Annotated in this window: 27 protein-coding genes; 10 read left to right on the forward strand and 17 right to left on the reverse strand. The window is 72.8% G+C overall.

Annotation, left to right across the window (positions count from 1 at the left end; all coding sequences use genetic code 11):
- Nucleotide 1: 1 nt before the first annotated feature.
- Both ACFVYK_RS11705 and ACFVYK_RS11710 read right to left on the reverse strand, forming a co-directional pair.
- The gene (locus ACFVYK_RS11705) at nt 2-1,459 is read right to left on the reverse strand and encodes an amidase (RefSeq protein ID WP_389771765.1); all 1,458 of its coding nucleotides are present in this window, start codon (nt 1,457-1,459) and stop codon (nt 2-4) included.
- A 185-nt stretch (nt 1,460-1,644) separates the two neighbouring features.
- On the reverse strand, nt 1,645-4,014 hold the full coding sequence (locus tag ACFVYK_RS11710) for a WD40 repeat domain-containing protein (protein ID WP_389771767.1): 2,370 nt from the start codon (nt 4,012-4,014) through the stop codon (nt 1,645-1,647).
- Nucleotides 4,015-4,166: 152 nt separating this feature from the next.
- Here ACFVYK_RS11710 and ACFVYK_RS11715 point away from each other — a divergent pair, with 152 nt between their 5' ends.
- On the forward strand, nt 4,167-4,442 hold the full coding sequence (locus ACFVYK_RS11715; RefSeq protein ID WP_389771770.1) for a hypothetical protein: 276 nt from the start codon (nt 4,167-4,169) through the stop codon (nt 4,440-4,442).
- A gap of 87 nt (nt 4,443-4,529) precedes the next feature.
- Here the strand turns inward: ACFVYK_RS11715 and ACFVYK_RS11720 are convergent, their stop codons facing one another.
- The 5 genes from ACFVYK_RS11720 to ACFVYK_RS11740 form a co-directional block, all read right to left on the reverse strand.
- Nucleotides 4,530-4,793 (reverse strand): DUF6199 family natural product biosynthesis protein, encoded by a 264-nt coding sequence (locus ACFVYK_RS11720; RefSeq protein ID WP_389771773.1) that lies wholly within the window; start codon nt 4,791-4,793, stop codon nt 4,530-4,532.
- Nucleotides 4,794-4,880: 87 nt separating this feature from the next.
- On the reverse strand, nt 4,881-5,174 hold the full coding sequence (locus ACFVYK_RS11725) for a hypothetical protein (protein WP_389771774.1): 294 nt from the start codon (nt 5,172-5,174) through the stop codon (nt 4,881-4,883).
- 77 nt (nt 5,175-5,251) lie between these two features.
- Nucleotides 5,252-5,455 (reverse strand): hypothetical protein, encoded by a 204-nt coding sequence (locus tag ACFVYK_RS11730; RefSeq protein ID WP_389771777.1) that lies wholly within the window; start codon nt 5,453-5,455, stop codon nt 5,252-5,254.
- 178 nt (nt 5,456-5,633) lie between these two features.
- The gene (locus tag ACFVYK_RS11735) at nt 5,634-6,224 is read right to left on the reverse strand and encodes a lytic transglycosylase domain-containing protein (protein ID WP_389771779.1); all 591 of its coding nucleotides are present in this window, start codon (nt 6,222-6,224) and stop codon (nt 5,634-5,636) included.
- 85 nt (nt 6,225-6,309) lie between these two features.
- The gene (locus ACFVYK_RS11740) at nt 6,310-6,732 is read right to left on the reverse strand and encodes a DUF2809 domain-containing protein (protein WP_389771862.1); all 423 of its coding nucleotides are present in this window, start codon (nt 6,730-6,732) and stop codon (nt 6,310-6,312) included.
- Nucleotides 6,733-6,871: 139 nt separating this feature from the next.
- Here ACFVYK_RS11740 and ACFVYK_RS11745 point away from each other — a divergent pair, with 139 nt between their 5' ends.
- The 3 genes from ACFVYK_RS11745 (at nt 6,872) to ACFVYK_RS11755 (ending at nt 9,187) form a co-directional block, all read left to right on the forward strand.
- Complete coding sequence (locus ACFVYK_RS11745; protein WP_389771782.1) at nt 6,872-7,303, forward strand: VOC family protein; 432 nt, start codon at nt 6,872-6,874, stop codon at nt 7,301-7,303.
- A 500-nt stretch (nt 7,304-7,803) separates the two neighbouring features.
- On the forward strand, nt 7,804-8,253 hold the full coding sequence (locus ACFVYK_RS11750; RefSeq protein WP_389771784.1) for a spore-associated protein: 450 nt from the start codon (nt 7,804-7,806) through the stop codon (nt 8,251-8,253).
- Nucleotides 8,254-8,563: 310 nt separating this feature from the next.
- Nucleotides 8,564-9,187 (forward strand): sugar O-acetyltransferase, encoded by a 624-nt coding sequence (locus tag ACFVYK_RS11755; protein ID WP_389771787.1) that lies wholly within the window; start codon nt 8,564-8,566, stop codon nt 9,185-9,187.
- A 19-nt stretch (nt 9,188-9,206) separates the two neighbouring features.
- Here ACFVYK_RS11755 and ACFVYK_RS11760 read toward each other — a convergent pair whose 3' ends face one another.
- Complete coding sequence (locus tag ACFVYK_RS11760) at nt 9,207-9,641, reverse strand: VOC family protein (protein ID WP_389771790.1); 435 nt, start codon at nt 9,639-9,641, stop codon at nt 9,207-9,209.
- 207 nt (nt 9,642-9,848) lie between these two features.
- Here ACFVYK_RS11760 and ACFVYK_RS11765 point away from each other — a divergent pair, with 207 nt between their 5' ends.
- Complete coding sequence (locus ACFVYK_RS11765) at nt 9,849-10,706, forward strand: SGNH/GDSL hydrolase family protein (protein WP_389771793.1); 858 nt, start codon at nt 9,849-9,851, stop codon at nt 10,704-10,706.
- Nucleotides 10,707-10,844: 138 nt separating this feature from the next.
- Here ACFVYK_RS11765 and ACFVYK_RS11770 read toward each other — a convergent pair whose 3' ends face one another.
- Nucleotides 10,845-11,087, reverse strand: coding sequence for a DUF5302 domain-containing protein (locus ACFVYK_RS11770; RefSeq protein WP_389771796.1), 243 nt, complete (start codon nt 11,085-11,087; stop codon nt 10,845-10,847).
- A 210-nt stretch (nt 11,088-11,297) separates the two neighbouring features.
- On the opposite strand from ACFVYK_RS11770, the gene ACFVYK_RS11775 reads away from it, so the two are divergent.
- The 5 genes from ACFVYK_RS11775 (at nt 11,298) to ACFVYK_RS11795 (ending at nt 16,373) form a co-directional block, all read left to right on the forward strand.
- The gene (locus ACFVYK_RS11775; protein ID WP_389771799.1) at nt 11,298-11,762 is read left to right on the forward strand and encodes a GNAT family N-acetyltransferase; all 465 of its coding nucleotides are present in this window, start codon (nt 11,298-11,300) and stop codon (nt 11,760-11,762) included.
- 479 nt (nt 11,763-12,241) lie between these two features.
- On the forward strand, nt 12,242-12,589 hold the full coding sequence (locus ACFVYK_RS11780; RefSeq protein WP_389771802.1) for an STAS domain-containing protein: 348 nt from the start codon (nt 12,242-12,244) through the stop codon (nt 12,587-12,589).
- A gap of 308 nt (nt 12,590-12,897) precedes the next feature.
- The gene (locus ACFVYK_RS11785; protein WP_389771804.1) at nt 12,898-14,646 is read left to right on the forward strand and encodes a diacylglycerol kinase family protein; all 1,749 of its coding nucleotides are present in this window, start codon (nt 12,898-12,900) and stop codon (nt 14,644-14,646) included.
- A gap of 1 nt (nt 14,647) precedes the next feature.
- The gene (locus tag ACFVYK_RS11790; RefSeq protein ID WP_389771807.1) at nt 14,648-15,601 is read left to right on the forward strand and encodes a YihY/virulence factor BrkB family protein; all 954 of its coding nucleotides are present in this window, start codon (nt 14,648-14,650) and stop codon (nt 15,599-15,601) included.
- A 1-nt stretch (nt 15,602) separates the two neighbouring features.
- Nucleotides 15,603-16,373 (forward strand): phosphatase PAP2 family protein, encoded by a 771-nt coding sequence (locus tag ACFVYK_RS11795; RefSeq protein WP_389771810.1) that lies wholly within the window; start codon nt 15,603-15,605, stop codon nt 16,371-16,373.
- 197 nt (nt 16,374-16,570) lie between these two features.
- Here the strand turns inward: ACFVYK_RS11795 and ACFVYK_RS11800 are convergent, their stop codons facing one another.
- The 8 genes from ACFVYK_RS11800 to ACFVYK_RS11835 form a co-directional block, all read right to left on the reverse strand.
- On the reverse strand, nt 16,571-16,912 hold the full coding sequence (locus ACFVYK_RS11800; RefSeq protein WP_389771812.1) for a DUF3140 domain-containing protein: 342 nt from the start codon (nt 16,910-16,912) through the stop codon (nt 16,571-16,573).
- A complete protein-coding gene (locus tag ACFVYK_RS11805) occupies nt 16,912-17,139 on the reverse strand; it encodes a DUF2945 domain-containing protein (protein ID WP_389771814.1) in 228 nt (75 codons plus the stop codon). Before ACFVYK_RS11805 ends, ACFVYK_RS11800 begins: the two co-directional genes overlap by 1 nt.
- 181 nt (nt 17,140-17,320) lie before the next feature.
- Nucleotides 17,321-18,112 (reverse strand): hypothetical protein, encoded by a 792-nt coding sequence (locus ACFVYK_RS11810; RefSeq protein WP_389771815.1) that lies wholly within the window; start codon nt 18,110-18,112, stop codon nt 17,321-17,323.
- A 414-nt stretch (nt 18,113-18,526) separates the two neighbouring features.
- Complete coding sequence (locus tag ACFVYK_RS11815) at nt 18,527-20,080, reverse strand: FAD-dependent oxidoreductase (protein WP_389771818.1); 1,554 nt, start codon at nt 20,078-20,080, stop codon at nt 18,527-18,529.
- Complete coding sequence (locus tag ACFVYK_RS11820; RefSeq protein WP_389771820.1) at nt 20,077-20,871, reverse strand: class I SAM-dependent methyltransferase; 795 nt, start codon at nt 20,869-20,871, stop codon at nt 20,077-20,079. Before ACFVYK_RS11820 ends, ACFVYK_RS11815 begins: the two co-directional genes overlap by 4 nt.
- 179 nt (nt 20,872-21,050) lie before the next feature.
- Complete coding sequence (locus ACFVYK_RS11825; protein WP_389771822.1) at nt 21,051-22,244, reverse strand: lycopene cyclase family protein; 1,194 nt, start codon at nt 22,242-22,244, stop codon at nt 21,051-21,053.
- A 169-nt stretch (nt 22,245-22,413) separates the two neighbouring features.
- Nucleotides 22,414-22,857, reverse strand: coding sequence for a hypothetical protein (locus tag ACFVYK_RS11830; protein ID WP_389771825.1), 444 nt, complete (start codon nt 22,855-22,857; stop codon nt 22,414-22,416).
- A 197-nt stretch (nt 22,858-23,054) separates the two neighbouring features.
- Nucleotides 23,055-23,681 (reverse strand): sigma-70 family RNA polymerase sigma factor, encoded by a 627-nt coding sequence (locus tag ACFVYK_RS11835; RefSeq protein WP_389771828.1) that lies wholly within the window; start codon nt 23,679-23,681, stop codon nt 23,055-23,057.
- Nucleotides 23,682-23,846: the final 165 nt, after the last annotated feature.

Below are 23,846 nucleotides of genomic sequence, written 5' to 3' on the forward strand. Positions count from 1 at the left end.
ACTACGTCGGTGGCTGGAAGCCGCCGAGCTTCTGCTCCAGCAGCTCGGCCAGCAGCAGCGGGGTGCGGTCCTCGAACATCGGACCGACCAGCTGCACTCCCACCGGCAGGCCCCCGGCGGTCCGGCCGGCTGGTATCGCGGTGGCGGGCAGACCCGGCATTGTGGCCAGACCGGCCCAGACGAGCTGGTCGAGGTAGGGGTGCTCGACGCCGTCGATGTCGATCCGGCGTTCCCTCAGGTCGGGGTGGTGGTCGTGCGGGAACGCGGGAGTGGGCGTGACGGGACACACCACGGCGTCGAAGGCGGCGAAGAGCTGCCGCCAGCCGTGCCGGTGGCGCTCGCGACCGTTGTTCACCTCGATCCAGTCGCGGTGGCTCAGCACCACGCCGCGCAGCCGTGCCGCGTCCACACTCCGGTCGTCCTCGCTCAGTCCGGCGGCAAGGGCCCGCAGCTGCTCGTACGTCTCGGCCGGGAACCGCGCGGCGGACGCCGAGAACAGCAACTGCGTGTAGAGCAGCGCGGCTTCGGTCAGGTCGGGCAGCAGCGGACTGTGCCGTTCGACGCGGGCTCCGCCGTCGACGAGGGCGTCGGCCACCCGGTTCACGCCCGCCCGTACGGCGGACCCGGTCGGAATGAGGGGATGTTCGTCGAGGACCAGGACCCGGAAGTCGCGGAGCCGGTCATGGCGCGGGGGCGGCAGCCTCAGGTCGTAGGCCACACCGTGCGTCAGCGGATCCGGTCCGGCCATGACGTCGAGCAGCAGCGCGAGGTCGCGGGCGGTGCGCGCCATCGGCCCGACGACGGCGAGGTCCGGTTCCAGCGGCCACGCCGGGGTGGCCGGCGGGACCATCCCGCGGGCCGCCGCCAGGCCGACCGTCGGCTTGTGCGCGTACACACCACAGAAATGCGCGGGCGTGCGCAACGAGCCGCCGATGTCGGAGCCGATGGACAGCGCGCCGAACCCGCAGGCCAGGGCCGCAGCCGATCCGCCGGAGGATCCGCCCGCCGTGCGGCCGTGATCCCAGGGGTTGTGGGTGGTGCCGTAGATCTCGTTGAAGGTCTGCACATCCTGCAGCGCCAGGGGGACGTTGGTCTTGCCGAGCACCACCGCGCCCGCGGCCTTGAGCCGCGACACCTGCACCGCGTCCTCGGCCGGCACATGGTTGCGGTGCTCCGGCATGCCCCAGGTCGTGGGCAGTCCGGCCATGTCGTAGGACTCCTTGACCGTCACCGGAATGCCGAGCAGCGGCCGGTCCTCACCGCGGGCGCGCGCCTGGTCGGCGGCGCGCGCGGCGGCGCGGGCACGGTCGAAGTCCCGCACACAGATCGCGTTGATCGCCGGGTCGTCCCGCTCGATACGGCTGATCGCCTGGTCGGTCAGTTCCGCCGAGGTCAACTCACCGGCGCGCAGGGCGACCATGAGTTCCTCGGCCGTCGAAAAGTTCCCGTTCCACTCCATGAAGCAGGACCGTATCGGCGACGGAGAGAGGCCATAAAACGCCTCTTCACACAACGGGTCGAACGGGCCCGCACGCGCATACGCGACGGGAAGTGGACGACCGAGCCGCCGGGTTGCGGCGGCACGTCGGGCCGCCACCAGGTGCTCGGTCCGGCCCGCGGGCCCGGCGTCCGTCCGCCGACGCCTCAGGCGTACAGCGTGACCTGGCGCCCTGTCGCCAGGGCGAGCACCGAGGAATCCGGGGAGAACGCCATCGCGACGACGCTCTCTTCGCCGTCGGTGAGGGGGTCACCGACGGGGGTGCGGGTGACGGGGTCCCACAACCGAACGGTCCCGTCACGACCGGCGGTGGCGAGCAGACGGCCGTCGGGGGAGAACGCCACGGAGCGGACAGCCACGTCATGGCCGGCCAGGGGCGCAGCCGTCGGGGCGGGGGCCGCCACGTCCCACAGCCGCACTCTCCCGTCGTGGTCCGAGGTGGCGAGAAGGCGGCCGTCCGGCGCTGACACCAGCGCCCACACCCGTACTGGACGGCCGGGGTCGGGGACGCCTTCGATCGGTGTGCGGAGGGGGGCACCGATCTGGGTGCGGGTGGCGGGGTCCCACAACCGCAGGTCCCCGTTGTCGCCGGCGGTGGCGAGGATTAGGCCGTCCTGGGAGAAGGCCACCGACGTGACGGGCCGGTCGTGGGCGGTGAGCCGATCGGCGATGGAGGCGGGTGTGGCTGTGTCCCGTAGCCGCAGGGTCCCGTCGATGCCGACGGCGGCAAGGAGGCTGCCGTTCGGAGAGAACGTCACGGTCCGTAGAGGTCCCTCCCGGCCGGTGAAGACGTCGCCGGTCGGGGCGCGGGTGACGGGGTCCCACGACCGCACCGTCCCGTCGTGCCCCACAGCGGCGAGGAGCCGGCCGTCCGGGGAGAAGACCACCGATGTGACGGGCCGGTCGTGGCCGGTGAGGGGACCGCCGATCGCGGCGCGGGTGACGGGGTCCCACAACCGCACCGTCCCGTCGTGCCCGACGGTCGCGAGGAGGCGGCCGTCAGGACGGAACACCATGGCGTGGACCGAGCCGGAGTCCTGCAGACGTCCCAGTTGCAGGGGCTGGGCGCGGTGCATGCCGTGGAGCACCGCGCGAGCCGCGAGCGGGAGCGCATCCGGTTCCCGGCGCGGAGGGGCGCCGGTCGGCCGCTCCCAGAGCCGCACGGTCTTGTCCTCGCCCGCGGTGGCGAGGAGACGACTGTCCGGAGAGAACCTCACCGACCAGACACGTCCCTCGTGGCCGGTGAGGGGACCGCCCACCGGGGTGCGGGCGACGGGATCCCATAACCGGACGGTCCCGTCCCTCCCGCTGGTGGCGAGGACGCGGCCGTCCGGGGAGAAGACGACCGAGTAGACGGACCCGGCGTGGCCGGTGAGGGGGGCGCCGACCGGCGTGCGGGCACCGACGTCCCAGGGGTCCCACAGCCGTACGGTTCCGTCGTTGCTGGCAGTGGCGAGGAAGCGGCCGTCCGGCGAGAACGCCACCGACGTGACGGGCCCGGCGTGACCCCTCAGGGGCTTGCCGAACGGGACGCGGTCGGTGACGTCCCATACGCGCACAGTGGTGTCCCTGCCTGTGGCCGCCAGGAGTCGACCGTCCGGGGAGAACGCCACCGCATAGAGGGCTCCGGCATGAGCGGTGAGCCGGTCGCCCACCGGGGCGCTGGTGAGGGGATCCCACACCTGCACGGTCCCGTCCTTGCCACTGGTGGCGAGGAGACGGCCGTCCGGAGAGAAGACCACCGAGTAGAGCGCTCCCGCGTGTCCGGTGAGCCGGTCGCCGACCGGGGAACGGGTGACCGGGTCCCACAACCGCACGATCCCCGAGGTTCCGGTGGCGAGAAGGCGGCCGTCCGGCGAGAACACCAGTGACGTGACGGGTCCGTCGTGACCGGTGAGGGGGTCGCCGATCGGGGTGCTGGTGGCCGGATCCCACAGCCGCACGGTTCTGTCGTCGCCGGCGGTGGCGAGGAGTCGGCCGTCCGGGGAGAACGCCACCGACATGACGGGCCCGGTGTGGCCGGCCAACGTGAAGCGCACGTGCGGGCCGGTCGAGGCGCGTGGCCCGGGGAGGGCAAGCGGTGGCGGGGCTGGAGCCGAGGGTGTCCCTGCGGGCGGTTCCGGCTCGCGGGTCCGCGGGTGGGCAGGGCTCGGCGGTCGGCGGCGCGCGCCGGTGCGCAGAGCGTTGAGCGTCTGCCAACGGCTGCGCCACGGCGTCAGCGCCACGGATCGGCGATCGGGTGGGACGCATTCGTCGCCGTACTCGTCCCAGGCCATCAGGGCCCGCACCAGCCAGATCAGCTTGTCCAAGGAGATGAACTGCTCGCCGGCGAAGACCTTGCTCATGGTCCCCTTCGAGCAGGCGCTGGTGGGAGCGGCGTCCTGCAGGACCTTCAGCCCGCGGGCGCGAATACGGTCGAAGGACGGAGCGCCGCGCTCCGAGCGCAACTGGGTGAGCCCTTGCCCCAACTGCTGAAGCCGCTCCTCATAGGTGATCTGCCCCGTGTCCTGTGCCATGCCGCCCCCGCTCGCCCCGTGCCAGCAGGCTAGAGCGGGAGACGGCCGACGGCACCGGACTTGGCTGAACATCACTGAACACGGGACAAGTCGACCAGAGGTGTTCAGCACTGTGCGAGTCCTGGTCAAGTCAGGCCCGGACTGTTCGATCCATGCAGGTCAGCACCGGTTGCGCGGGCACGGTCAAAGGCATGGACCCGAACCCGCCGGTGAACCCCGGCCCTCCGCCCGAGCCCCCGTTCCTTTCCCTGCACACCGCCGTCGTCCTGCTCACCGCGCTCGTCATCGGGCTGATCACGGGGGCTCTGACCGCGCTCACCGGCGTGTCTGCGGCGGGCGCGGTACTGGCCGGTCTCGCCGCGGCCGGCCCCTCTGTGCCCGTGCTGCGTTCACTCGTCGGGGCCTCTCGCGAAGGCGCTGCCCGGTGAACCGCGCCGGGGACCGGACGGCCGGGCCCGCCCCAGGCGTGCGACGAGCCCTGCCCGCTCGGTCGATCACCGCGGCGTGGCCCGCCGTCAGATGTGCTGTACCAGCATCCAGGTGGCGACCGCCAGGAAGAGCACCCCCGTCACGCGTTGCATGGCGTATCCCTTGCCGGTGGGCTCGGTCGCGTCCGGGTCCTTCACCCAACCCCGCTGGAGGTTCCTGTTCACCTTCCAGAGCAGTTGCGGACGTATGACCTGAACCAGTCCCATGATCAGCATGGCGCACATGACGGGAATCAGGACCGCACTGCCGCCGCCCCCGGAGGCGGATTCCATGACCGCTTCACGATTCATGCACCCTCTGCTGCCCTGACACAGCCTCAGATAACGTCGGTGCGACGCCGATTGCCCACCGCCCCACCGCCGCTCGGGCTCTCGGGCTCAGGCGTTCGCGTGGCGTGCGGCGACCGCCTGTCGCGGTGCGGCATGACGCGCCGGCCTGTGCGCTGTGGCGGGCTGGAGGCGTCGCAGCCACAGGGAGGCCGTGAGCAGCAGGCCGGTGAAGACCACCAGGAGAAGTACGGAGACCCACATCTGCCGGCTTGCGGGATGGGCCCATCCTGTCCAGGCCGCTGCGGCCGTCCACAACACGACTCCTGCCGCGTAGAAGGAACGGACCCGGCGCAGCTGCCGCACGGCCCGCGAGGAAATGGGGTGATCAGTCTTCGGTGCCATGGCGACCGTGTACCCCCGCGGACGTCGTTAAGCGCGGTATCCGGCGGGGGATTCCGCCCCGCCGTCTCGCGCAGGCCTCACTCGCGCCGGCCGGTGCGTTCTTCGAAGTCTCGTCGTACTGCGGCGCCCTGGTCTTCGACGAGCCCGGCGTCGTCCGGGAGGTCCAGGACGGCGCCGCAGTGGCCGCACAGCTTTCCGTCCTCGGCCGGCCTGCCGCACGCCTTGCAGAAGCGGTTGCCCTTCTCGGTGTCGCTCTTCTCGGTGTCGCTCTTCTCCGTCATGGCTCTCCTCCGTGCGGTCGACAGTGATGGGCGCGGAGTACCCGTGGGGTGCCTGTTGACACGCGCCACGGGCGTTCGGCGGCTCGGCGAAACCGCGGAAAGGGCGCAGGCCGCAGGACGGGCCCGGGACGCCGGGGACCTGCGGCAGCTCGTCTGACGACGGGCCCGGAGCCGTACGCTAGCGCGGCGCCTGGCCGCCGTGTTCCGCCAGGACCTCGGCGGCCCGGCTCCGGTGGGCGCGGAAGCGACGCAGGTACGACTGTGCCATGGGGCCCGGCGGGACGCCCCGGGCGAAGGCTCGCATGTTGCGTTCGCCCGCGTTGTAGCCCAGCGCGAGGAGTTCGTCGCGGGTGTAACGGCGTACGTGCCGCCGCGGAAGGCTGCGGTCGAGGTCCCGCAGGTGCAGGGCCGCCGCGTGGACGGCGAAGGCCGGATCGTCGCGCAGGTCCTGCCAGCGCTGCGGCAGGCCGTGCGTACGCCGAACGTCCTCGAACGTCGCTCGGTGCATGTTGACGACCCCGAAGGACGCCCCCGGCTTCCACCACTGCCACAGCCGCTCCAGCAACGGATGGTGCGGCTTGTACGCCTCGTTGTGGAGCACGGTCATCACGAGCAGCGGCGACACTGCGGCCTCGCTCGCGCTGCGCACCACGCAGGCGGCGTACTGGGCCGGATCGTAGCCGTCGGGCCGCAGGGGCGGCGTCCGAACGCCGTCGCGCTCCGCCGGTTGCGGGTTCGACGCGGCCTTCGATCGCTCGGCCCTGCGCACTCGTATCCCCCTCTTGTCCGCCTGCTCTCGCCTCGGCGGCGAGATGTCCAGGACAGTGTGGTGCGTGTGCCCCTGCGACTCGGTCTCAATCCAGCGCACCTGGCTCGCGCCCGCCCTCTCGGTCAGGGTCCCGTCCGGCGCGAGGGGAGGCAACGGCTGCGGTGTGGACGAGCCAGCCCACGGCCGCGCCGACGACGTACCAGAACAGGTCGGGCGCGTTGAAGGTCGAACCGAGCACCAGGCGGGCGACGTCACTGCGCTGGGACAGGTCGGCCGGGATCCGGGTGAGCTGCAGGAACTCGACGGCCCAGCTGACGGCGAGCGCGCCGCCGGCGGCGATCGGCGGCGTGACGCGCGGCGCCGCCATGACGACGAGCGTGAGGACCAGGAGCGTGTACAGGGCGTCTCCCCTGTACTTGGCCACGCTCCCCGCCGTCACAGCCCTCAGTCCCAGCCCGGCGGCGAGAGTCGCCGCCGCGGCGCCGGCCGCCGGCAGCCGGGTACGTATCCGGTCTGCGCAGGCGTCCTGGATGTCGAAGTCGCGAGCCACGACGTCATACTGCCCGACCGTGAGGCCGACTCCCGTCGCCACCATGCCTGCCGACGACGGGAGTTGGGCGAGCATGCCTCCCTGTTAGGGTGATCCGATGGCGACGATCAAGCAGTTCCAGGTCACCTTCGACTGCGCGGAACCCGAACGCGTCGCTCGCTTCTGGTGCGAGGTGCTGGGGTACGTTGCACCGCCGCCGGAGGGGTTCGCCACCTGGGACGCCTTCCATGGTTCGCTGCCGTCCGAGGAACAGGGCTCCTGGTCCGCATGCGTCGACCCCTCGGGAGCGGGCCCGCGACTGTACTTCCAGCGCGTTCCCGAAGGCAAGACCGTCAAGAACCGGGTGCATCTGGACGTCCGGGCCGGCATCGGACTCGTGGGCGAGGAACGCCTGGCCACGCTGGAAGCCGAGTGCGCACGGCTGGTCGCGCTCGGCGCGACACGTGTACGGCTTCTCCCCGCCGACGAGGACAACGAGTCCTGCATCGTGATGCAGGACGTCGAGGGCAACGAATTCTGCCTCGACTGACGACCCGCCGACGACACCGCGCGGCGGTCTGATCGGGCCTCCTCGAAGGAGGTCTCGCCTCAACGACGGACGGCACGCCGCGGTGCTCTTGAGTCATCGCCCACCGGCCCGACCGCTCCCACGGCACAGCCCCTGCCGCGCACGAGAAGCACTTCGTGTGAAGGCGCCGGCACAGGGCGCTCCCGACTCCCCCGACTCCCCCCGACTCCCCCTTCTCCGTCCGTCGGGCCGAGGAGCGTCAGCGGCCGCCATGCGCCCTTTCCCGTGCGCGGCGCATCGTCCGGGAGCGCGGCTCCACGCATCGCGAGTGCATCCTGCCCGCCCGCGCCACGGCCCCGACCTGGCACGCGTCGCTCATGGCTCTCCGGTTGCGTTCCAACTCAGCCAATCCGTCCGTCACTTATGGCCGGAAAGACCAGTAACCACGGCACAACCATACGAAGCCTCGGTCTGTCATATAAGGCAGGAGTAACCAGCTCCTAAGCACACAAGGGGGAAATATGCGCTTCACTCATTCCATGCTGGGCGCCGCCGCTCTGGCCGCACTGGCGATGGGGACCGCCACCGCCCTGGCGGCACCCGCCTCCGCCACACCGAACACCACCCCGCAGAAGGTCTGCGGGAGCAGCTACAAGACCGTGAACTCCGCTGCCGTCGGCTCGCTGGGCACGGTCTACCTGACCTACAACGCCGCCAACGGCAACAACTGTGTCGTCACCATCCGCAACAGCCCCGGCACCGCCGTGGACCTGTCCGCGTGGATCTACGTCCCCGACACCGACAAGGGCGACGACGACTTCGGTCGCTACACCTCGTACGCGGGCCCGACGTACGTGTCCGGCAAGGGCCACTGCGTCGACTGGGGCGGCTCCATCGCCAACACCGCCGTGCAGGTGACCGGTTCCAACTGCGCGTCGCTCAAGGAACACCGCACCACCCTCACCCGCTGACCCGCCCGGCCACCCGCTGACGGTCGGCCCCGTTGACCCCGGGGCCGACCGGATGCGCTGTGGCGGAGGACGGCCGACAGGCCGTATCGGTCGGGCTCGCCCTGGCGGAAGGCGCCCTCTCCGCCAGGGTGAGCACGCCACGGCCGCGGTCCGTCCCACCGCGCCTCGCCGGCTGGGGCGCGCGGGCCCCACCCACCGCGATCCGAAATGACGGGGCGGGACCTTCTCCGTGCACGTAGGCTCTTGGCGCGGTCGGACCGGGCCGTGTCGGGCCCGCGCCCGAGGAGTTCGACGAACGGAGCGTCGCACGGTGACGGACACCCACGAGGGAAAAGATCCTCACCAGGAGGAGGTCCTGGCTCGGATCGCCGACGGGCTCGTCTACACCGAGTCGGAAGCGGCTTTCCAGGCCCCTCGCCGCCGCACGGAGCAGATCTTCGAGTACAACCACACCCCTCCGAGCCAACCGGAGAAGCGTCGATCGCTGCTCGTGGCGATCTTCGGGTCGATCGGTGAACGGACCGTGCTGCTGCCGCCCTTCCACGCCGGGTTCGGCAGCAACGTCCACATCGGTGACGACTTCTTCGGCAACGTGAACCTGACGTTCGTCGACGACGTGGACATCCGCATAGGCAACGGTGTCATGATCGCTCCCAGCGTGACACTGACCACCACGGGGCATCCCGTGCACCCGGCGCGACGCGCGGACTTCGGGCGTTTCTCCGAACCGATCGTCATCGAGGACAAGGTGTGGATCGGCAGCAACGCGGTGGTCCTCCCCGGCGTCCGCATCGGGTACGGGTCGGTCATCGGCGCGGGCAGCGTCGTCAGCCGCAGCATCCCGCCGATGAGCGTCGCACTCGGAACACCGTGCCGGGTGATCCGCCCCATCACCGACGACGACCTCGCCGCGCGTACCGCTGCCGGACAGTGACAGGCGCCGGCCAGGGCGCTCAGTCGAGACAGAATTCGTTGCCCTCGATGTCCTGCATCACGATGCAGGAATCCGTGCCGTCATACAGAAGCCGCACGCGCACCGCGCCGAGCGGGATCAGTCGTGCGCACTCGGCTTCGAGCGCGGCCAGACGCTCTTCGCCCACGAGCCCGGTGCCGACCCGCACGCACAGGTGCACCCGGTTCTTGACGACCTTCTCTTCGGGAACACGCTGGAAGAACAGTCGCGGACCGACACCTGAGGGATCACCGCACGCGAACCACGAACCCTGTTCCTCGGGGGGCCGGGAGCGGTCGAACTCGTCCCAGGTGGCGAAACCCGCCGGTGGCGGCGAGACGACGTATCCCAGCACCTCGCACCAGAAGCGAGCGACGCGTTCGGGTTCCGCGCAGTCGAAGGTGACTTGGAACTGCTTGATCGTTGGCGATGGCACAGGCGCACCCTAGCAAGGGGCCATCTGGCTCTTCCGCCCAATTGATCCGCCAGTCGGCCGGACAGCGGGCCGGCGAGCCGTCGGCGGGGCGTGCGCTCGCGGAGCCTCGAACCACGCTCCTGATACTCACGGCGGGGAATAGTCATATCCTTGACTAGGATGCCGTGGCCGATGAGGGCGGCGAGCCCGGGGAAAGACGGAGGACTCATGCCGAGCGGTGACTACCTGCGTTACGTGGCCCTGGGCGACAGCCAGACCGAAGGACTGGGCGACGGGGACGACAGCGTCGGCCTCCGCGGCTTCGCCGACCGGTTCGCCGAGCACCTCGCAGCCGTCAACCCCGGCCTCCGGTATGCCAATCTGGCCGTGCGCGGACATACCGCCGGTCAGATCCGCGCGGAACAACTGGGACCCGCGCTGGCCCTGCGCCCCGACCTGGCCACCGTCGTCGCCGGGGTCAACGACCTGCTGCGCCCCCGGTACGACGCCGCGGAGGCGGCCGGGCACCTGGAGGAGATGTTCGCCGCGCTCACCGGCGCCGGAGCCCAGGTGGTGACCCTGACCTTCCCCGACGTCGGAAAGATCGCGCCCCTCGCCCGGCCCATCAGGTCCCGCGTGTTCGAGCTCAACGACCGCATCCGCGCCGCAGCCGCCCGTCACGGGGTCGCGGTCGCCGAAACCGGCCGACAGGCCGTCACCACCGATCCACGGCTGTGGACCGCAGACCGGCTCCACGCAAGTCCCCTCGGTCACGCACGGATCGCCGCGGCCCTCGCCCAAGCCGTCCACCTGCCCGGAAGCGACGACGCCTGGGCGATCCCCCTCCCACCGCAGAGGGTTCCCTCTCGCCGGCAAGCCGCAGGAGCAGAACTGCGCTGGGCGGCCGCACACCTCGGTCCCTGGCTGGGCCGCCGGCTGCGCGGTCGGTCCTCCGGCGACGGCCGCACCGCCAAACGCCCTCAGCTCCTGCCCTTGGACGCCACGTCCGACTCCAGGGGGGACGCGAGGGCGCCCGGGGACGGAGACCTTCCCAGGGACGGCTTCCGCTCGGGCGGTCTCTCCTAGAGCGGCCCGGTCCGGCACCGTGCTCGACGCCGGAGCGGGCAGGTTCACGCGTGAACGGCCCAGGCCTGGGAGTTCGGTCCCCGGTCCTCGCGGTCGTCGCCCGAGCCCGCGGCCTCCCGACGGGAGACCGCCGAGAACTCAGCCGCCGCTCTTTCGACGGAACGACCGCTGACTCGCGGCCGGTCCGTGCGTGCCGTGCACCTTGGACGTGTCGGTGTTCGCGGCGAGGTCGGCCGCGTCCGCCTGTGCACCACGCTTGCGCGCCAGCGCCTCACGGAACTTGCGCTTCAGGTCGTACTGGCCGTCGTCGTCGGGTGACAGGGGACGGCCCTCGCCCTCGATCGGCTCCGAACCTTCGGACGACGGAGACTCTGCAGCCATGGTGACCTCCTGGCAGTGGACGGTGGAGAGCACAGCTTGTCATGGCTGGCCCTGTTCGAGCGCCACGTCCCGCATCCCCCACCGCCGCCCCGGCGGGGCAGCCCGCGCACGGCCCTCGTGCACGCGAAGTCACCCGTTCTCGGGCGCCCTGACATGAGGACCGGAAATCGGGGGACCCGTGGCGGCATGCCGGGAAACCAGATGTACGCCATGAGCAACGCACACGGTCGGCCTGCACACGACGGCGCCACGCAGCGGCGGGCCGAGGGAAGGCATCGGCGCCGCGGACGACGAGGGGGCCGATGGCATCGAAGGCTACTGGCCTACCGCGACGTCGAGCTGCTGCCCTCGCCCGCTCCGGAGGGCGCGGACGAGGAGTGCCTGCTGCTCGTCCACATCCGCAAGGTGGTCGGGCGGGTGACCTATCGAGCCTGCGACGAGTGCGCCGAGGGCGTGATCCTCGACGTCGTCCTCGACGAACCGTTCCGCGACTGCGGGCTGGGCACCAGGGCGTTGTCGCATCTTCGCTCCCGGCATCCAGGTCTCATCTGGCACACGACCGTCGAAACCCGACTCACCCGGGGTCTGCTGCGCCGGATGCGCATCTCCAACGCGGCCGCCGCACGGAACTGCACCCACATGCCGGCCGCCTTCGCCGCCCCCGTCGCCGGTTGAGGCGCGTGGGCGCAGAGCCCCGGGCCGGCTCCTGTCCAACGGTGAGCGGTGCGCTGCGAGCGGTACGTGGTGTGACCTTTCTGCTCCGCCGTCGTTGAGCACGGTGGCGCGTGCACAACTCCCCCGGTGGACGCGTACGCAGACGAGGGGCCCGAACCGTGCCCGGCCCGGGCCCCTCCTGCCGCCGCCGGCCGCCACGCTTCAACGGTCGAGCGCTGCCGTGGCCCAGAAGACCGCGCAGCGGTCGGCTGCTGAGACGGCCTGTCGAAGCGCCGCGGTCTGTGCAACGCTGCAAGGACAACCAGCCTGGTCTGGTAAGAGACCCCGCGCCGCCCTCGAAGGTCACACCGTGACCGGGACGCGGCACGGGTGGTCTTGCTCGGCTGCACGCGCCCCCACGTCGCGTGCTTGACGCCCTCGCCGTCCAAGGGCGTGATGGGCTTTGACCCCGAGAGGGGCGGAGCGTGAACATCCTCGCCGTGACTACGCAGCAGCACACCACCCGTGCCGTGATCACCGTGGCCGGAGACATGGACCTGCAGACCCACCCCCAACTCGCGCAGGCCGCGTCCCTCATCCCCGCGCACTGCACCACGCTGGAGATAGATCTCTCAGGTGTGTCCTTCATGGACTCCAGCGGCCTGAACCTCCTGCTGCTGCTCCGCCGGCGCCTGCAGGCCCGAGGCGGGCGCCTCACCGTCACCGGCCTGCGCCACCAGCCGAAGCATCTGCTCGCCCTGACGGGTACCCACGACCTGCTGACGGCCGGCACGACCGGGCGCCACCGGCCGCAGGCGGCCCGCCCAACCCGCCGCCCGCACGGCTGATGTGAGCGTCCGGGACCCCGCTGTCCAGCAGGCTCCCGAGAACTCCCGGGGACCGGGCGGTGTCCCGCCCGCTCCCGACGCCCGCACGCAGACGCCCTGTCGCGCGAGCGCCCGAGCAGCGCCGGGGCAGTCCGCCGGCTTCTTCCTCGTCGACCGTCGAAGCGTTCCAGCGCGGCCGGGCGCACGACGCTGATCAATCGTCCCACCGGCAGGACGTCTGCACAGCGACATCAGGGGCAGACGGCGGTGCATCGGCCTCAACGCCCGTGGCCGGCACCGCCGTAGCCCGACGACCCCTGGGAGACCTCATGGCGACCTCCGCACCGGAAAGACCGGCCGAACTGCCCGGTGAGAGACCAGGAGCGAACGACACCGGCCGTTCGACCGCGCTGCCCCGAGGCATCGGCCGAACCGCCGCGCGCGTCGCGGCGCTGACGGTCTGCCAGGGCGCGCTGATGGTGGGATTCGGCCTGCTCATCACCGGGCCCGCCCGTGGCACTTGGCCGATCACGGCCGAGGACGACGTCAACGAGGGCTTCGAACGCGCCCGGACCAGCACTCTCACCTCCCTGTCGTACTGGGGGTCCGAGGCCGGCGACACCCTCACGGTGGTCTCCGTCACCGTTCTCGTGTGCGCGGGCCTGATCCTGATCCCCCGTCTGCCGATGTGGCGTCAGGCCGCCTTCCTCGCCGTCGCCGTGTCGCTCCAGTCGCTGGTGTTCCTGGTCATCACCGAGTCGGTGGACCGCCACCGCCCCGATGTGCACCGTCTCGACGCCTCCCCGCCCACCTCCAGCTACACGTCCGGGCACACCGGGGCGGCCACCGCGCTCTACGGCGGCCTGGCCGTGCTCACGCTGACCCGGCTGCGCGGACCGTGGCGGCGGATCGTGGGAGGCCTGCTGCTCCTGGTGCCCGTGGTGGTGGCCGTCGCCCGCCTCTACCGGGGCATGCACCATCCCACCGACGTCATGGGCGGCCTGGCCAACGGCAGCCTGTCCCTGCTGATCGTCGGCCGCGCCCTGTTCACCGACGGGACCGTGACCGCTCCCGTCACGACACGCCCCGCACCGTCGAGCGCGAGCGCCGGCCCGGACGCACCGGTCCGGGGCCGCGCCGCGGTGATCTTCAACCCGACCGTGACCACCGAGGCCGACTGCGAAACGCTGCGCGCGGTGCTGGAACGGCACGGTCACCGCGCACCGGTGTTCATCGAGACCACCGCGGAGGACCCGGGCACGGGCCAGACGGCCGGCGCGGTCCGCGACGGCGCCCAACTGGTCGTGGTCTGCGGCGGCGACGGCACCCTGCGGGCGGCCGCGGACGCCCTGGCCGGCAGCGGCGTACCCCTGGCCCTGGTCCCGTGCGGCACGGGCAACCTGCTGGCCCGCAACCTCGGCCTGCCGCTGTCGCCCATCGACGCGCTCGACGCCGCCCTGCGCGGCGCCCCCCACCGCATCGACCTCGGCAGCGTCGAGGGCGACGGCCTCACCGCCACCCACTTCGCCGCCATGTCCGGAGCCGGTCTCGACGCCGCGATCATGGAGCACACCGACGACCGGGCCAAGTCCGTCCTGGGCTGGCCCGCCTACGTGCTGGCCGGCGTCGGCGCACTGCGCACCCCGCGGATGCGGCTGACCGTCCGGCTCGACGACGCGCCCGCCCTGCGCCGCACGGCCCGCATGGTGCTCATCGGCAACGTCGGCAGCGTGCAGGGCGGCACGACGCTCCTGCCGGCCGCCCGCCCCGACGACGGCCGGCTCGATCTGCTGATCCTCGACCCGCGCGGCGTCGGCGGCTGGATGCGCGCGCTCGCCACGCTGCTGCGCTCCGGCGGCAGGACGCCCCGCCCGTCGGCTCCGGACCCCGTCACGGCGCAGCGCGACGACACGAGCGGCGTGCCGGTGGAGTTCTTCACGTTCCGGCGGGCCGAACTGGCCTTCGACTCCGCGCAGTCCCGGGAGCTGGACGGCGACCCGGTCGCACCGGGCCGGCGCCTCACCGCGGAGGTCAGGCCGGGTGCGCTGACCATGCTGCTGCCTGCCGGGGGTGCCTGACATGGGTACGGCCACCACGGTCCCCGAGACCCGCGACATGACCGGCGACGAACTGTCCGCCGACGAGGCGCTGGCGTCGCTGCGCCGCTACGGCCGCTGGGCCCTGCTGCGCGACTCCTTCGTCCGTTTCCGGTACGCCGACGGCTTCACCCATTCCCGTGCGCTCGCCCTGCAGACGGTCCTGTCGGTCATACCGCTGGCCATCGCGTTCGTCGGGCTCTCCACCACGCTGCACACCGAGAACATAGGCCGACTCGCCGAACTGACGATCCACCGGATGGCCGAGGGACCCAGCGCCGACGTGGTCGACGACGCGCTCCAGCGCAGCCGCCACACGGCGGGCGACGGGGCGCAGGTGGCGCTCTGGTTCGGTCTGCTCTTCTCCCTGGTCAACACCACCACCGCGATGTGCCAGGTGGAGCGCGGCGCCAACCGCATCTACGGGAACGAGCGCGACCGGCCCTTCGGGCAGAAGTACCTGCGCGGCCTGGTGATGTCGGTCAGTGCCGGACTGCCGCTCGGTCTCGGGTTCATCGTCATGGTGGCCGGCGGTGACCTGGCCTCCGCGGCGGTGAGCGTCTACCGGCTCGGCGACGGCGCGCAGACGGCCTGGCAGATACTGCGCTGGCCCTTCGGGCTGCTGCTCGCGCTGATCTCGGCCAGCGTGATCTTCCGTCGCTCGCCCCGCCGCAAACAGCCCGGATACACCTGGCTGGCCTTCGGCGCCGCCGTGTACCTGGTGCTCTGGACGGCGCTGACCTGGCTGCTGAGCCTCTACCTCGGGATCAGCGGCTCCTTCGACACGGTCTACGGTCCGCTCAGCGCCTTCATGTCGCTGCTGCTGTGGGCCTACCTGACGTCCATCGCCCTCTTCCTCGGACTGGCCTTCGCCGCGCAGCTGGAAGCCGCGCGGGCGCACCGGTCCGAACCGATCGAACCTGATCCCGGAGTCTGACATGGTTGTGCGAGCCGCGATCCGGCGCCTTCAAGACCACCGCCGCCGGACAGCCGACCGCAGATTCGGCGCCCGGCTGCTCGGAGCGGCTGTCGTCGCCGCCGTCGCCGCCGTGCCTTTCGCGCTGCTGCTGATCCTCGTCGAGGGCCAGTGGGAGCCGCTGCGCCGCCTGGACGCGGACGCCGCTCAGCGTCTGCACCACACGGCCGTGACCCACCCGGCATGGACCGGCGTCCTGCGCTTCCTGTCGGACTGGGTCTGGGACCCGGCCGTCCTGCGCACCGCCGTCGCCCTGCTCACCGTCTGGCTGCTGTACCGCAGAGCCTGGCGGCTGGCCGCCTGGGTCGCCGTCACGGCGGTGGCCGGCGGGCTGATCGGGCTCCTGGTCAAGACGGTCGTCGAGCGGGCCAGGCCGTCCCTGGAGGATCCGGTGGCGCACGCTCCCGGATTCTCCTTCCCGTCGGGTCACGCGATGACGGCCACCACGTCGTTCGCCGTCCTGCTGCTGGTCCTGCTGCCCTTGGCGCCGCGCGCCTGGCGGCCCCTGTGCTGGTGCGTCGCGGTCGTGTCGGTGCTCGGGGTGGGCTTCACCCGCGTCGCGCTGGGTGTGCACTGGTTCAGCGACGTGGTGGGCGGCTGGCTGCTCGGCCTGGCGGTCGTCACGCTCACCGCGTGGGCCTTCGAAGCCTGGCGCGCCGAGGCCGGCCGGGGCCACGCCGAGGTGAGCGAGGGGCTGGAGCCCGAACTCGTCGACGCCCACCCCGAACCGTGAGCGGCGTGCGGATCGGACCGGCGTCGCCACGCACGGGCGGCGGCACGGCAGCCGCCGGCCGAACCACCCGCCGGACGGCCCGCCGACGAGCTGCTCCCGCCGACGTGGACCCGACGGCTCTGACCTGACGCCCTCCCGGCCCGCCGCACCGAGAGCGGTCCGGGGCGCCGGCGAGGTCGCCCCCACCGCCATGCGCCTCACTTCTCGGGGTCGTGGCCCCAGTTCATGAGGGAGTAGCGCCACCGGGTGTCGGTGACGTCGCCGCCGGGGCGCTGTCCGAGGTGGCGGTGGACGTAGCCGACGACCTTGCGCATGTGCGCGAGGTCGTCGTCGGTGAGGTCCGTCTTCTTCGTCTTCAGGAGCTCGACGATGCGCCGCCCGGAGGCGTGCCCGACGCTCTCGCCGCCGTCGCTCTGCCCGACGCTCCGCGACTCGTCGGTGGTCAGCCACTTCTCCAACTGACCGGCGGTCATGTTGACCGCCTCGTGGAAGTCGCCGACGGTCCCGTCGCGGTCGTCGCCCCGCCCGTCGCCCGCCATCAGGAGCGGTGGCCCTTCTTACGCAGGGCACCGGGCTTGTGCACGGCCGAGCGGCCGGACTTGTCGCTCTCCACCTCGTACTGCGGCTCCTCACTCGACGCGTCGACGGTGCGGCCTGCGGCTTTCGTGCGATCGGTGATCTTCTTCTTCACCTTCCCGGACACGTTCTGGCCGTGGCTCTTCCACGTGACCTCGTCGCCTTTGCTCAGGTCGTCCTTCTTGGGCATGACAATCTCCTCGAACGGATGCCGACGGCGAAACGGGCTCGGCCGGGCGCGGCGCTGAGCCGGTAGGCGATGTCCCGCTCCGAGTTCCCAGGCTCGCGCCGCCGACCCGTTCCCGCATCCGCGGGCGCCGCCTGGCCCTCGACAGGCCCTGAGGCCCCCAAGCGCCCAGGCCCTCAGGCCCTCAGGCCCTCAGCAGGGCGACGGTGCCCGTGGCGACCGGCTGTCCCTGAGCCAGTACCGCGAACCGGGGCCCCAGCGACTCCGCGGCCACCTCGACGAACGCGCCCTCACCGGGCACAGGACCGCGCAGGTCCACTCGCAGGCCGGTGACGGCTGCCGCTGTCATCCCACAGGAGAGGAGCGCCGCCTGCCGCCCTGCCTCCAGGACCGCGAGGGCCGGAAGCCGGGAGGGTCGTCCGGGGAGGAGGACCGGATGTCCGGGGTCGCGCGGAGCGAGGACGAGCCGGCCCTGACAGGCCCGCGCGAGCATGACGTCGGGCTCGGCGGCCGCTCCCACGACGGCCGCCGCCGGGTGTTGGAGGCCGCCGGTCGGCTTGGCGTGCACCGGCGGGTCGCCGTCGGCCGCCCGGCGCGCCAGCCGCATCGTGCACGAGCCGAACCGCTGGCCGGCGTGCAGGAACTCGGCCGAGACCCGGTATCCGATGAGTTCTCCGTCGTCGAGCAGGACGTCGCTCACCCCGAGCCGCACGCCCACGGCGGTGGCGTCGCCGGCCTCTCGCGGCTGTGCTCCCGGAGCCAGGCCCAGGCCGACCGAGACGGGCTCCAGCGCCGTGGCGGCCGTCGCGAGGTGCCGGCGTTCCAGGGCCGCGGCGAGCTGGCGCAGCGACTCGGCCATGATCAGCGGGTGGTGGACGACCGTGAGCGCGCGTTCGTTGAGCGGGTGCAGACGCGGCCATTGACAGCGGGCTTCGAACCCGCGGGCGCCCACCTTGCGCAGGGACACCACGAGCATCGCGGCCATGGTGCCCAGACCGATGTCACCCCAGGTCAGCGCGGTCTCCGTGGCCTCTCCCCCCGGCCCGCGGCTCGGCTGCGCGGGGTGGGGACGCCGCTCGGATTCCCGCTTCTGCTCCGGCTCCGGCCGGGGTTCCGGCCGTGGATGTGACCGAGGTTCCGTGGCCGGACCGTCGGGAACGCTTCGGGCCGCTCGCTCCTCGTGCGTCGTCGCGCCGTGCATGTGCGTCTCCCTCGGGGGCCGAGCTCTTGGCGGGCCTCTGGACGTGCGGTGCGGAGCTCCCGGCGGGCCTCTGGACGTGCGGTGCGCGCCCGCCGCTCACCCGGACGATTCGCCCGTCGCCGCCTCGACGGATGCGACGCGCGGGCAAGACCACCCGTTCGCAGGCTCTTCTTCGGCCGAGTGCCCGTGTCAGCCGAGGCGCGCGAGCCCGCGCAGCACCGCGCTGCGTCCCCGGTCGGGGACCGTCCACAGGGTCTGGCCCCTGACGCCCCGGCGCTCCAGCAGCGCGTTGGCCGCGAGGAAGCCGCTCGTGGCCGCACGTTCCATCAGCGCCACGGGCAACCCGGTGCGCACGACGTCGCCGGCCACCACCAGTCCGGGATCCGAGGTGCGCACGGTCGGCCGGTCGCCGTGTCCGCCGACCGGGAACAGCGGGCAGTCCGCCCGCCACTCGTGCCGTTCGTCGACGACCCTCGCCGCACGCGTCTCCGGATACACCCGGTGCAACTGCTCCACCAGGCGCTTCTGCTCGACGTCGCGTACGGCGCGCTCGGGCAGGGCGTAGGCGTGCAGTTCGACGACCGACCCTGCGGTGCGCGCGGCCCAGCGCGCCGCCTCCCCCTCCCAGCGTTCCAGGACGCTGACGTTGTCGAGGGTTCCGAAGCCGCTGGTGCCCAGGAAGCCGGGGCGGTCGGCGGCGACCGGACGGTCCAGCCACAGGCGGGAGACCAGGAACGGCGGGGCGGTGCGCAGCCGCGAGATCCGCGCGCGCCACTCGGCGTCCGCCAGGCGCGGGGAGCCCGCGACGAGCGAGCGGAGACCTCCCGCGTCCAGGGCCAGGACGGCGGTGTCGTAGCGCCGTTCCGTCGTGTCCGTGGCGACGACGAAACCGCCGTCCGCGGTCGGTTCGACGGTCTCGACACGGGTGTCGGCGCACACGTCGACGCCGTGGCCGCGCAGATAGTCGGCCAGCGGTTCCCACAGCGCGGACGGGAAGGGCTCGTCGGGCACGTCGAAGAGGAGGCCCTCCGCCGAGCCGAGGAAGTAGATGTGGAACATCAGCACCATCTCCGCCGCGGACAGGTGACGCGGGTCGGCGAAGAAGCTGCGGGAGAACACCTCGAACGCGAGATGGTGCGCGGCCTCCGGGAAGCGGATCGACCGGAGGAAGTCGTGCGCGCTGACGTCGTCGAGCCGCTCGTAGACGTCGGGGACGCGGACGTCCAGAAGGGGCAGTGCGGCGACCGGGTTCATGCGGACGAGGTCGCGCAGTCCGAACGTGGGGCTGAGGGCCACGAAGCCGAGCGCGCTCCACGGCGGGGTGCGCGGGACGTGCCGGAAGCTGTCCTGTACGCCGCTGCCGTGCCGGAGCGGGTAGTCGGGCAGCGCCCGCAGGCGGTTGAGCTGCGGATCGGTGCGCCGTAGAAGTCCGCGCAGGTTGTAGTACTGGCGGAAGAAGGCGTGGAACCCGCGGCTCATGGTGACGGTGCTGCCGTCGGAGAGGACGGTCGGCCGACCGGACAGCCGGCCGCCCAAGGCGGGTTCGCGCTCGTAGAGCGTGACCCGCGCGCCCTTCTCGGCCAGGCCCGTGGCGGCCGCGAGGCCGGCGATGCCGCCGCCCACGACCGCCGTCGTCAGCGGACGGCCGGCGCCGACGCGCGGTGCGCCCGGAGCGGGCAGGACGGTGCGGGCGCGCCGGTCCCGGCCGCGCCGGGCGGCGTCCGGTCGTCGGATGCGGGTCATCGGCGGCCCGCCGAGGTGGCGCCGTCGTCGCCCGCGGTGGTCCGGGCGCCCTCGCCGGGGGCGCCGCGGTCCTCCTCGGGAGCTCCGCGGCGGCGGGCGACGACGGTGTGGGTGATGCCGGTCTGCCACCCCGGCAGCGGCAGCGTCCTGACGTCCTGGAAACCGGCGGCGCGGACCCGGGCGGCGAAGCGGTCGGCCGTGTCGAAGTCCACGACGCTGCGCCACAGGTGCCGGTACAGCTCGCCGTCGCCGAGGAGGGTGGCGACGGGCAGGACGAGTCCGCGGCACACGCCCGTCCACACCGCGCGGTGGGCGCGCCGGCCGCTCAGGGTGTACTCGTGCACCGCGAGGCGGCCGCCCGGCGCGAGGACGTCCCGCACCGCGCGGAGCACCGCGTCCGGGTCGGCGACGTTGCGGAAGAGGTAGGCGGCGAAGACCGCGTCGAAGGGGCCGCGCACGCCCGCTTCGGCCAGCCGTTCGGCGGGGGCCCGCACGAAGGTCACCCCGTCCCGCCACGGCTTGCGCGCGGCCCGCTCCAGCATGCCGGCGGAGGCGTCCACCGCGGTGATCCCGGCGTCGGGGAGGACCGCGGCGAGGGCGGCCGTCGAGGCGCCCGTGCCGCAGCCGAGGTCCAGCACACGCAGTCCCCTGCCGCCGTCGGGCAGCCCGAGGCGGCGCGCGGAGCGGCGCAGTTGGCCGTGGTAGCCGGGGTTGGCGGCGACCAGGGTGTCGTAGCTGCGAGAAGCGTGGTCGAACGCGGCGGCCAGGTCCTCGTCGCGCAGCAGGGTCATGCGGTCTCCTGTGGTCGGCGTGCGGCCGGCCGGGATGCGGCCGGGGCGGTCATGGGCGGGGCGGTCGGGACGAACGCGGTCGGAGGCAGTGGCGGAGGCAGAAGCGAAGGCGGAGGCGGTCAAGCGCGGTCAGGTCGTCGGGGGCTCCTTCGTGCTCCTTCGTGTCGCTCGTTCGTCGCTCATCGACCGGGCGGGGGTGTGCGGGTGAGCCAGGGCAGCTCCGCCACGCAGCGCAGCATCGGCCAGACGGGGGTGCGGACGCCGACGGAGAGGTCTTCGCGCAGGCGGGTGCCGCCGTCCAGGAAACGCAGCAGCCGTTCCATCGGCACCTGCGCGAAGAGCCGTCCGAAGAAGGCGTCGCCGTCGACGCGGCCGCTGGCCAGTGCCCGCAGCATCACCGCGTCCATGGCGCGCGAGCGGGCCGAGTGGGCGGGCGGCGGCATCGGGTGGCGGCCCGTGTGCAAGGCGTCCGCGACGGCCCGGGTCTGGCGTTGGACGGCGGAGAAGGTGTAGCCGGTGGACGGCCGGGTGGCGCCTCCCGCGGCGCCGATGCGGAAGACGGACGGCGCCGGCCGGCGGGTGAAGCGCGCGTCGGTCATGGGGATCACGCCGGTCTCCGTCGCGGTGATCCGGAAGCCGTTCAGGTGCAGCACGTCCTGGGTGTAGTGCCGCAGCGCGCCCTCGTACGCCTGGCGGGACAGCGCGGTGTCGGAGAACTGGGTGTACTCCACGAGCGCCTCGTGGCGGCCGGTGGGGAGGAGGTAGCCGAAGGCGAGGCCCCGGGGCGGCTGCGGCACCCTGAAGTCCATGAGGTCCACCGTGGCGGGGTCGAACACCGGCCGCTCGGTGCGCACGAACCAGCCGCGGAAGTGCTGCAAGAGGGTGGTCCGTGCCGGGGGCAGACGGTCGAGGGGCCGGGAGTCGAAGACCCAGCGGGCGTGCACCGTCACCTGGCGGCCGTCGCCGGCGCGGGCACGGATCCGTGCTCCGTCGGCGCCGCCGTCCACGGCCTCGACGGTCGCCTCCAGCCGTCGGACGTCGTCGCAGCGCGCCAGGTCGCGGGCGACGAGGCGCTCGAAGTCGTCGGAGCGCAGCATCTTGTAGCGCAGGGGGGCGATGTCGTCCTCGATCGGCTGTCCGGCGCGGCCGTGGACCCGCAGTCGTTGCCATGCGGCGGTCAGCGCGGCGTCGTACGGGCCGGCGTCCGGCTCCCAGAAGCACCAGGTGCGGCTCGGCGGACGGAGCGGACCGGGCGGCGCGTCCACCAGCACGGCGGATACCCGGCGGGCCCCGGGCGCGGCCCGCGTGAGCCGGTGGGCGAGGGACAGTCCCGCCGCTCCCGCGCCCAGGATGGCCACCTCAGCGTGCACCACGAACCGTTCCCTCCCTCTGTGCGCTTCCCACCGGCGGTGCGCGGGCAGCCGGTGGTCTGTCGGAAGCATTCACCCTGGGAGCGCTTCGTGGATGCAGGCTCCGCCGGGTTTGTCGTCCGTGTGGGGGCGCGGAGCCGGCGTCGGGGGGCAAGCGGGTGAGTGGCCGGTGTCAGCGGTTTCCGTCGCGGGGCCGCCCGTGGCGCAGCCGGGCGAGCAGGTGAGCGGGCAGGCGCACGAGGGTGCGGACGACCGCCCACGCCGCGGCGGCCGGGCGGCGCGGGGCGCGGAAGCCGGCGTTCGGTGCGCGATGGACGGCCGGCTCGGACGGGGGCGACGGTGTCCGGGCGCGTTCGGCGGCGAGGTGTGCGCGGACCGAGGTCCACACCCGGGCGGGGGGTGCTTGCAGGGTTTCACCCGGACGGGTCAGGCGGCCCGCAGCCGCGGCGCGTTCGTAGGCGGCCAGCCGTTCGCGGCAGGTACGGCACAGGCCGAGATGGAGGGCGGCGACCGTGCCCCACGGGGCCCGGTCGCCGTCGAGGGCGCGGGAGACCAGATCCGCGTGGGGAATGTGCTCCCCCTGGGGGATGTGGGGCGAAGCCCGACGCTCGGCCACCCGTGCCTCCTGACGTCCTGACGGGCCGTTGAGCAAGCCCCCTGCCCCTGACGGGCGCCGTCGCGGCGGTGGGGGTGGAGCTCCCTGTGCCGGGTCTACGGGCGTCAGGGCCGCGTCGGATGCACCGGCCGCACGACTCGCGTCTCATCCGGACGCCGAGAGCGCCGTTCTGCCCGGCGCATCGCTTGTGCGTCGGATTACCCGCCGTCATCGCTGACGCCGTCCCCCTGGAGGCAGCGGCCGAGGCGGTGCAGACCGCGCCTGGCATGGCTCTTGACCGTCCCCAGCGGCCAGCCGGTGACGTCCGCGATCTGCGGCTGCGTCAGGTCGTCGTAGAAGGCGAGAGTGAGGACCCGCCGCTGGGCCGGGGGCAGCTTGGCGAGTTCGTGGCCGATCAGGACGCGGTCGAGGACGGCGTCCGGCTGGGCGTCGCGGTCGACGTGGCCGACGGACATCCGCGCGCCGGCCGCCGCCACGAGTTCGGCCCGCCGGGTGCGCGCCGTCAGGGCGTCGGCGATCTTGCGGCGGGTGACGCCGACGAGCCACGCGCTCAACGCGCCGCGCTCCGGGGCGAACCCGGCTCGCCCCCGCCAAGCGGCCAGGAAGACGGTCTGGGTGACGTCCTCCGCCTCTCGCGCGTCCCCCAGCGAGCGCCGGGCGAGGGTGTACACGAGGGCGCCCCACCGGTGGTAGACGGCGACGAGGCAGGTCTCGTCGCCGTCCGCGAACCCGGCGGCGAGTTCCTCGTCGGCCAGGGAGTCCTCCGTCGGAGCCCACAGCGGGGCGCTGTCGACGGTCTGCTCGGTGACTTGGCGTGCAGTCATGACGCTGCTCCTCGTGCGGGCGGTGCCCGTGCCGTCTCTCGGGGCGGGCGGGGCCCGGTTCCCGCGGCCGACCCCTCATGCCGTGGTCGCGGTCGCGGACGGCGACCGCCACTCCCCCACCATGCGAAGCGCACCAGCGACACGACAACTTGCATCGCCCTTGCA

The sequence above is a fragment of the Streptomyces sp. NPDC058291 genome (genome assembly GCF_042880855.1).
In the GTDB taxonomy this organism is placed as follows: domain Bacteria; phylum Actinomycetota; class Actinomycetes; order Streptomycetales; family Streptomycetaceae; genus Streptomyces.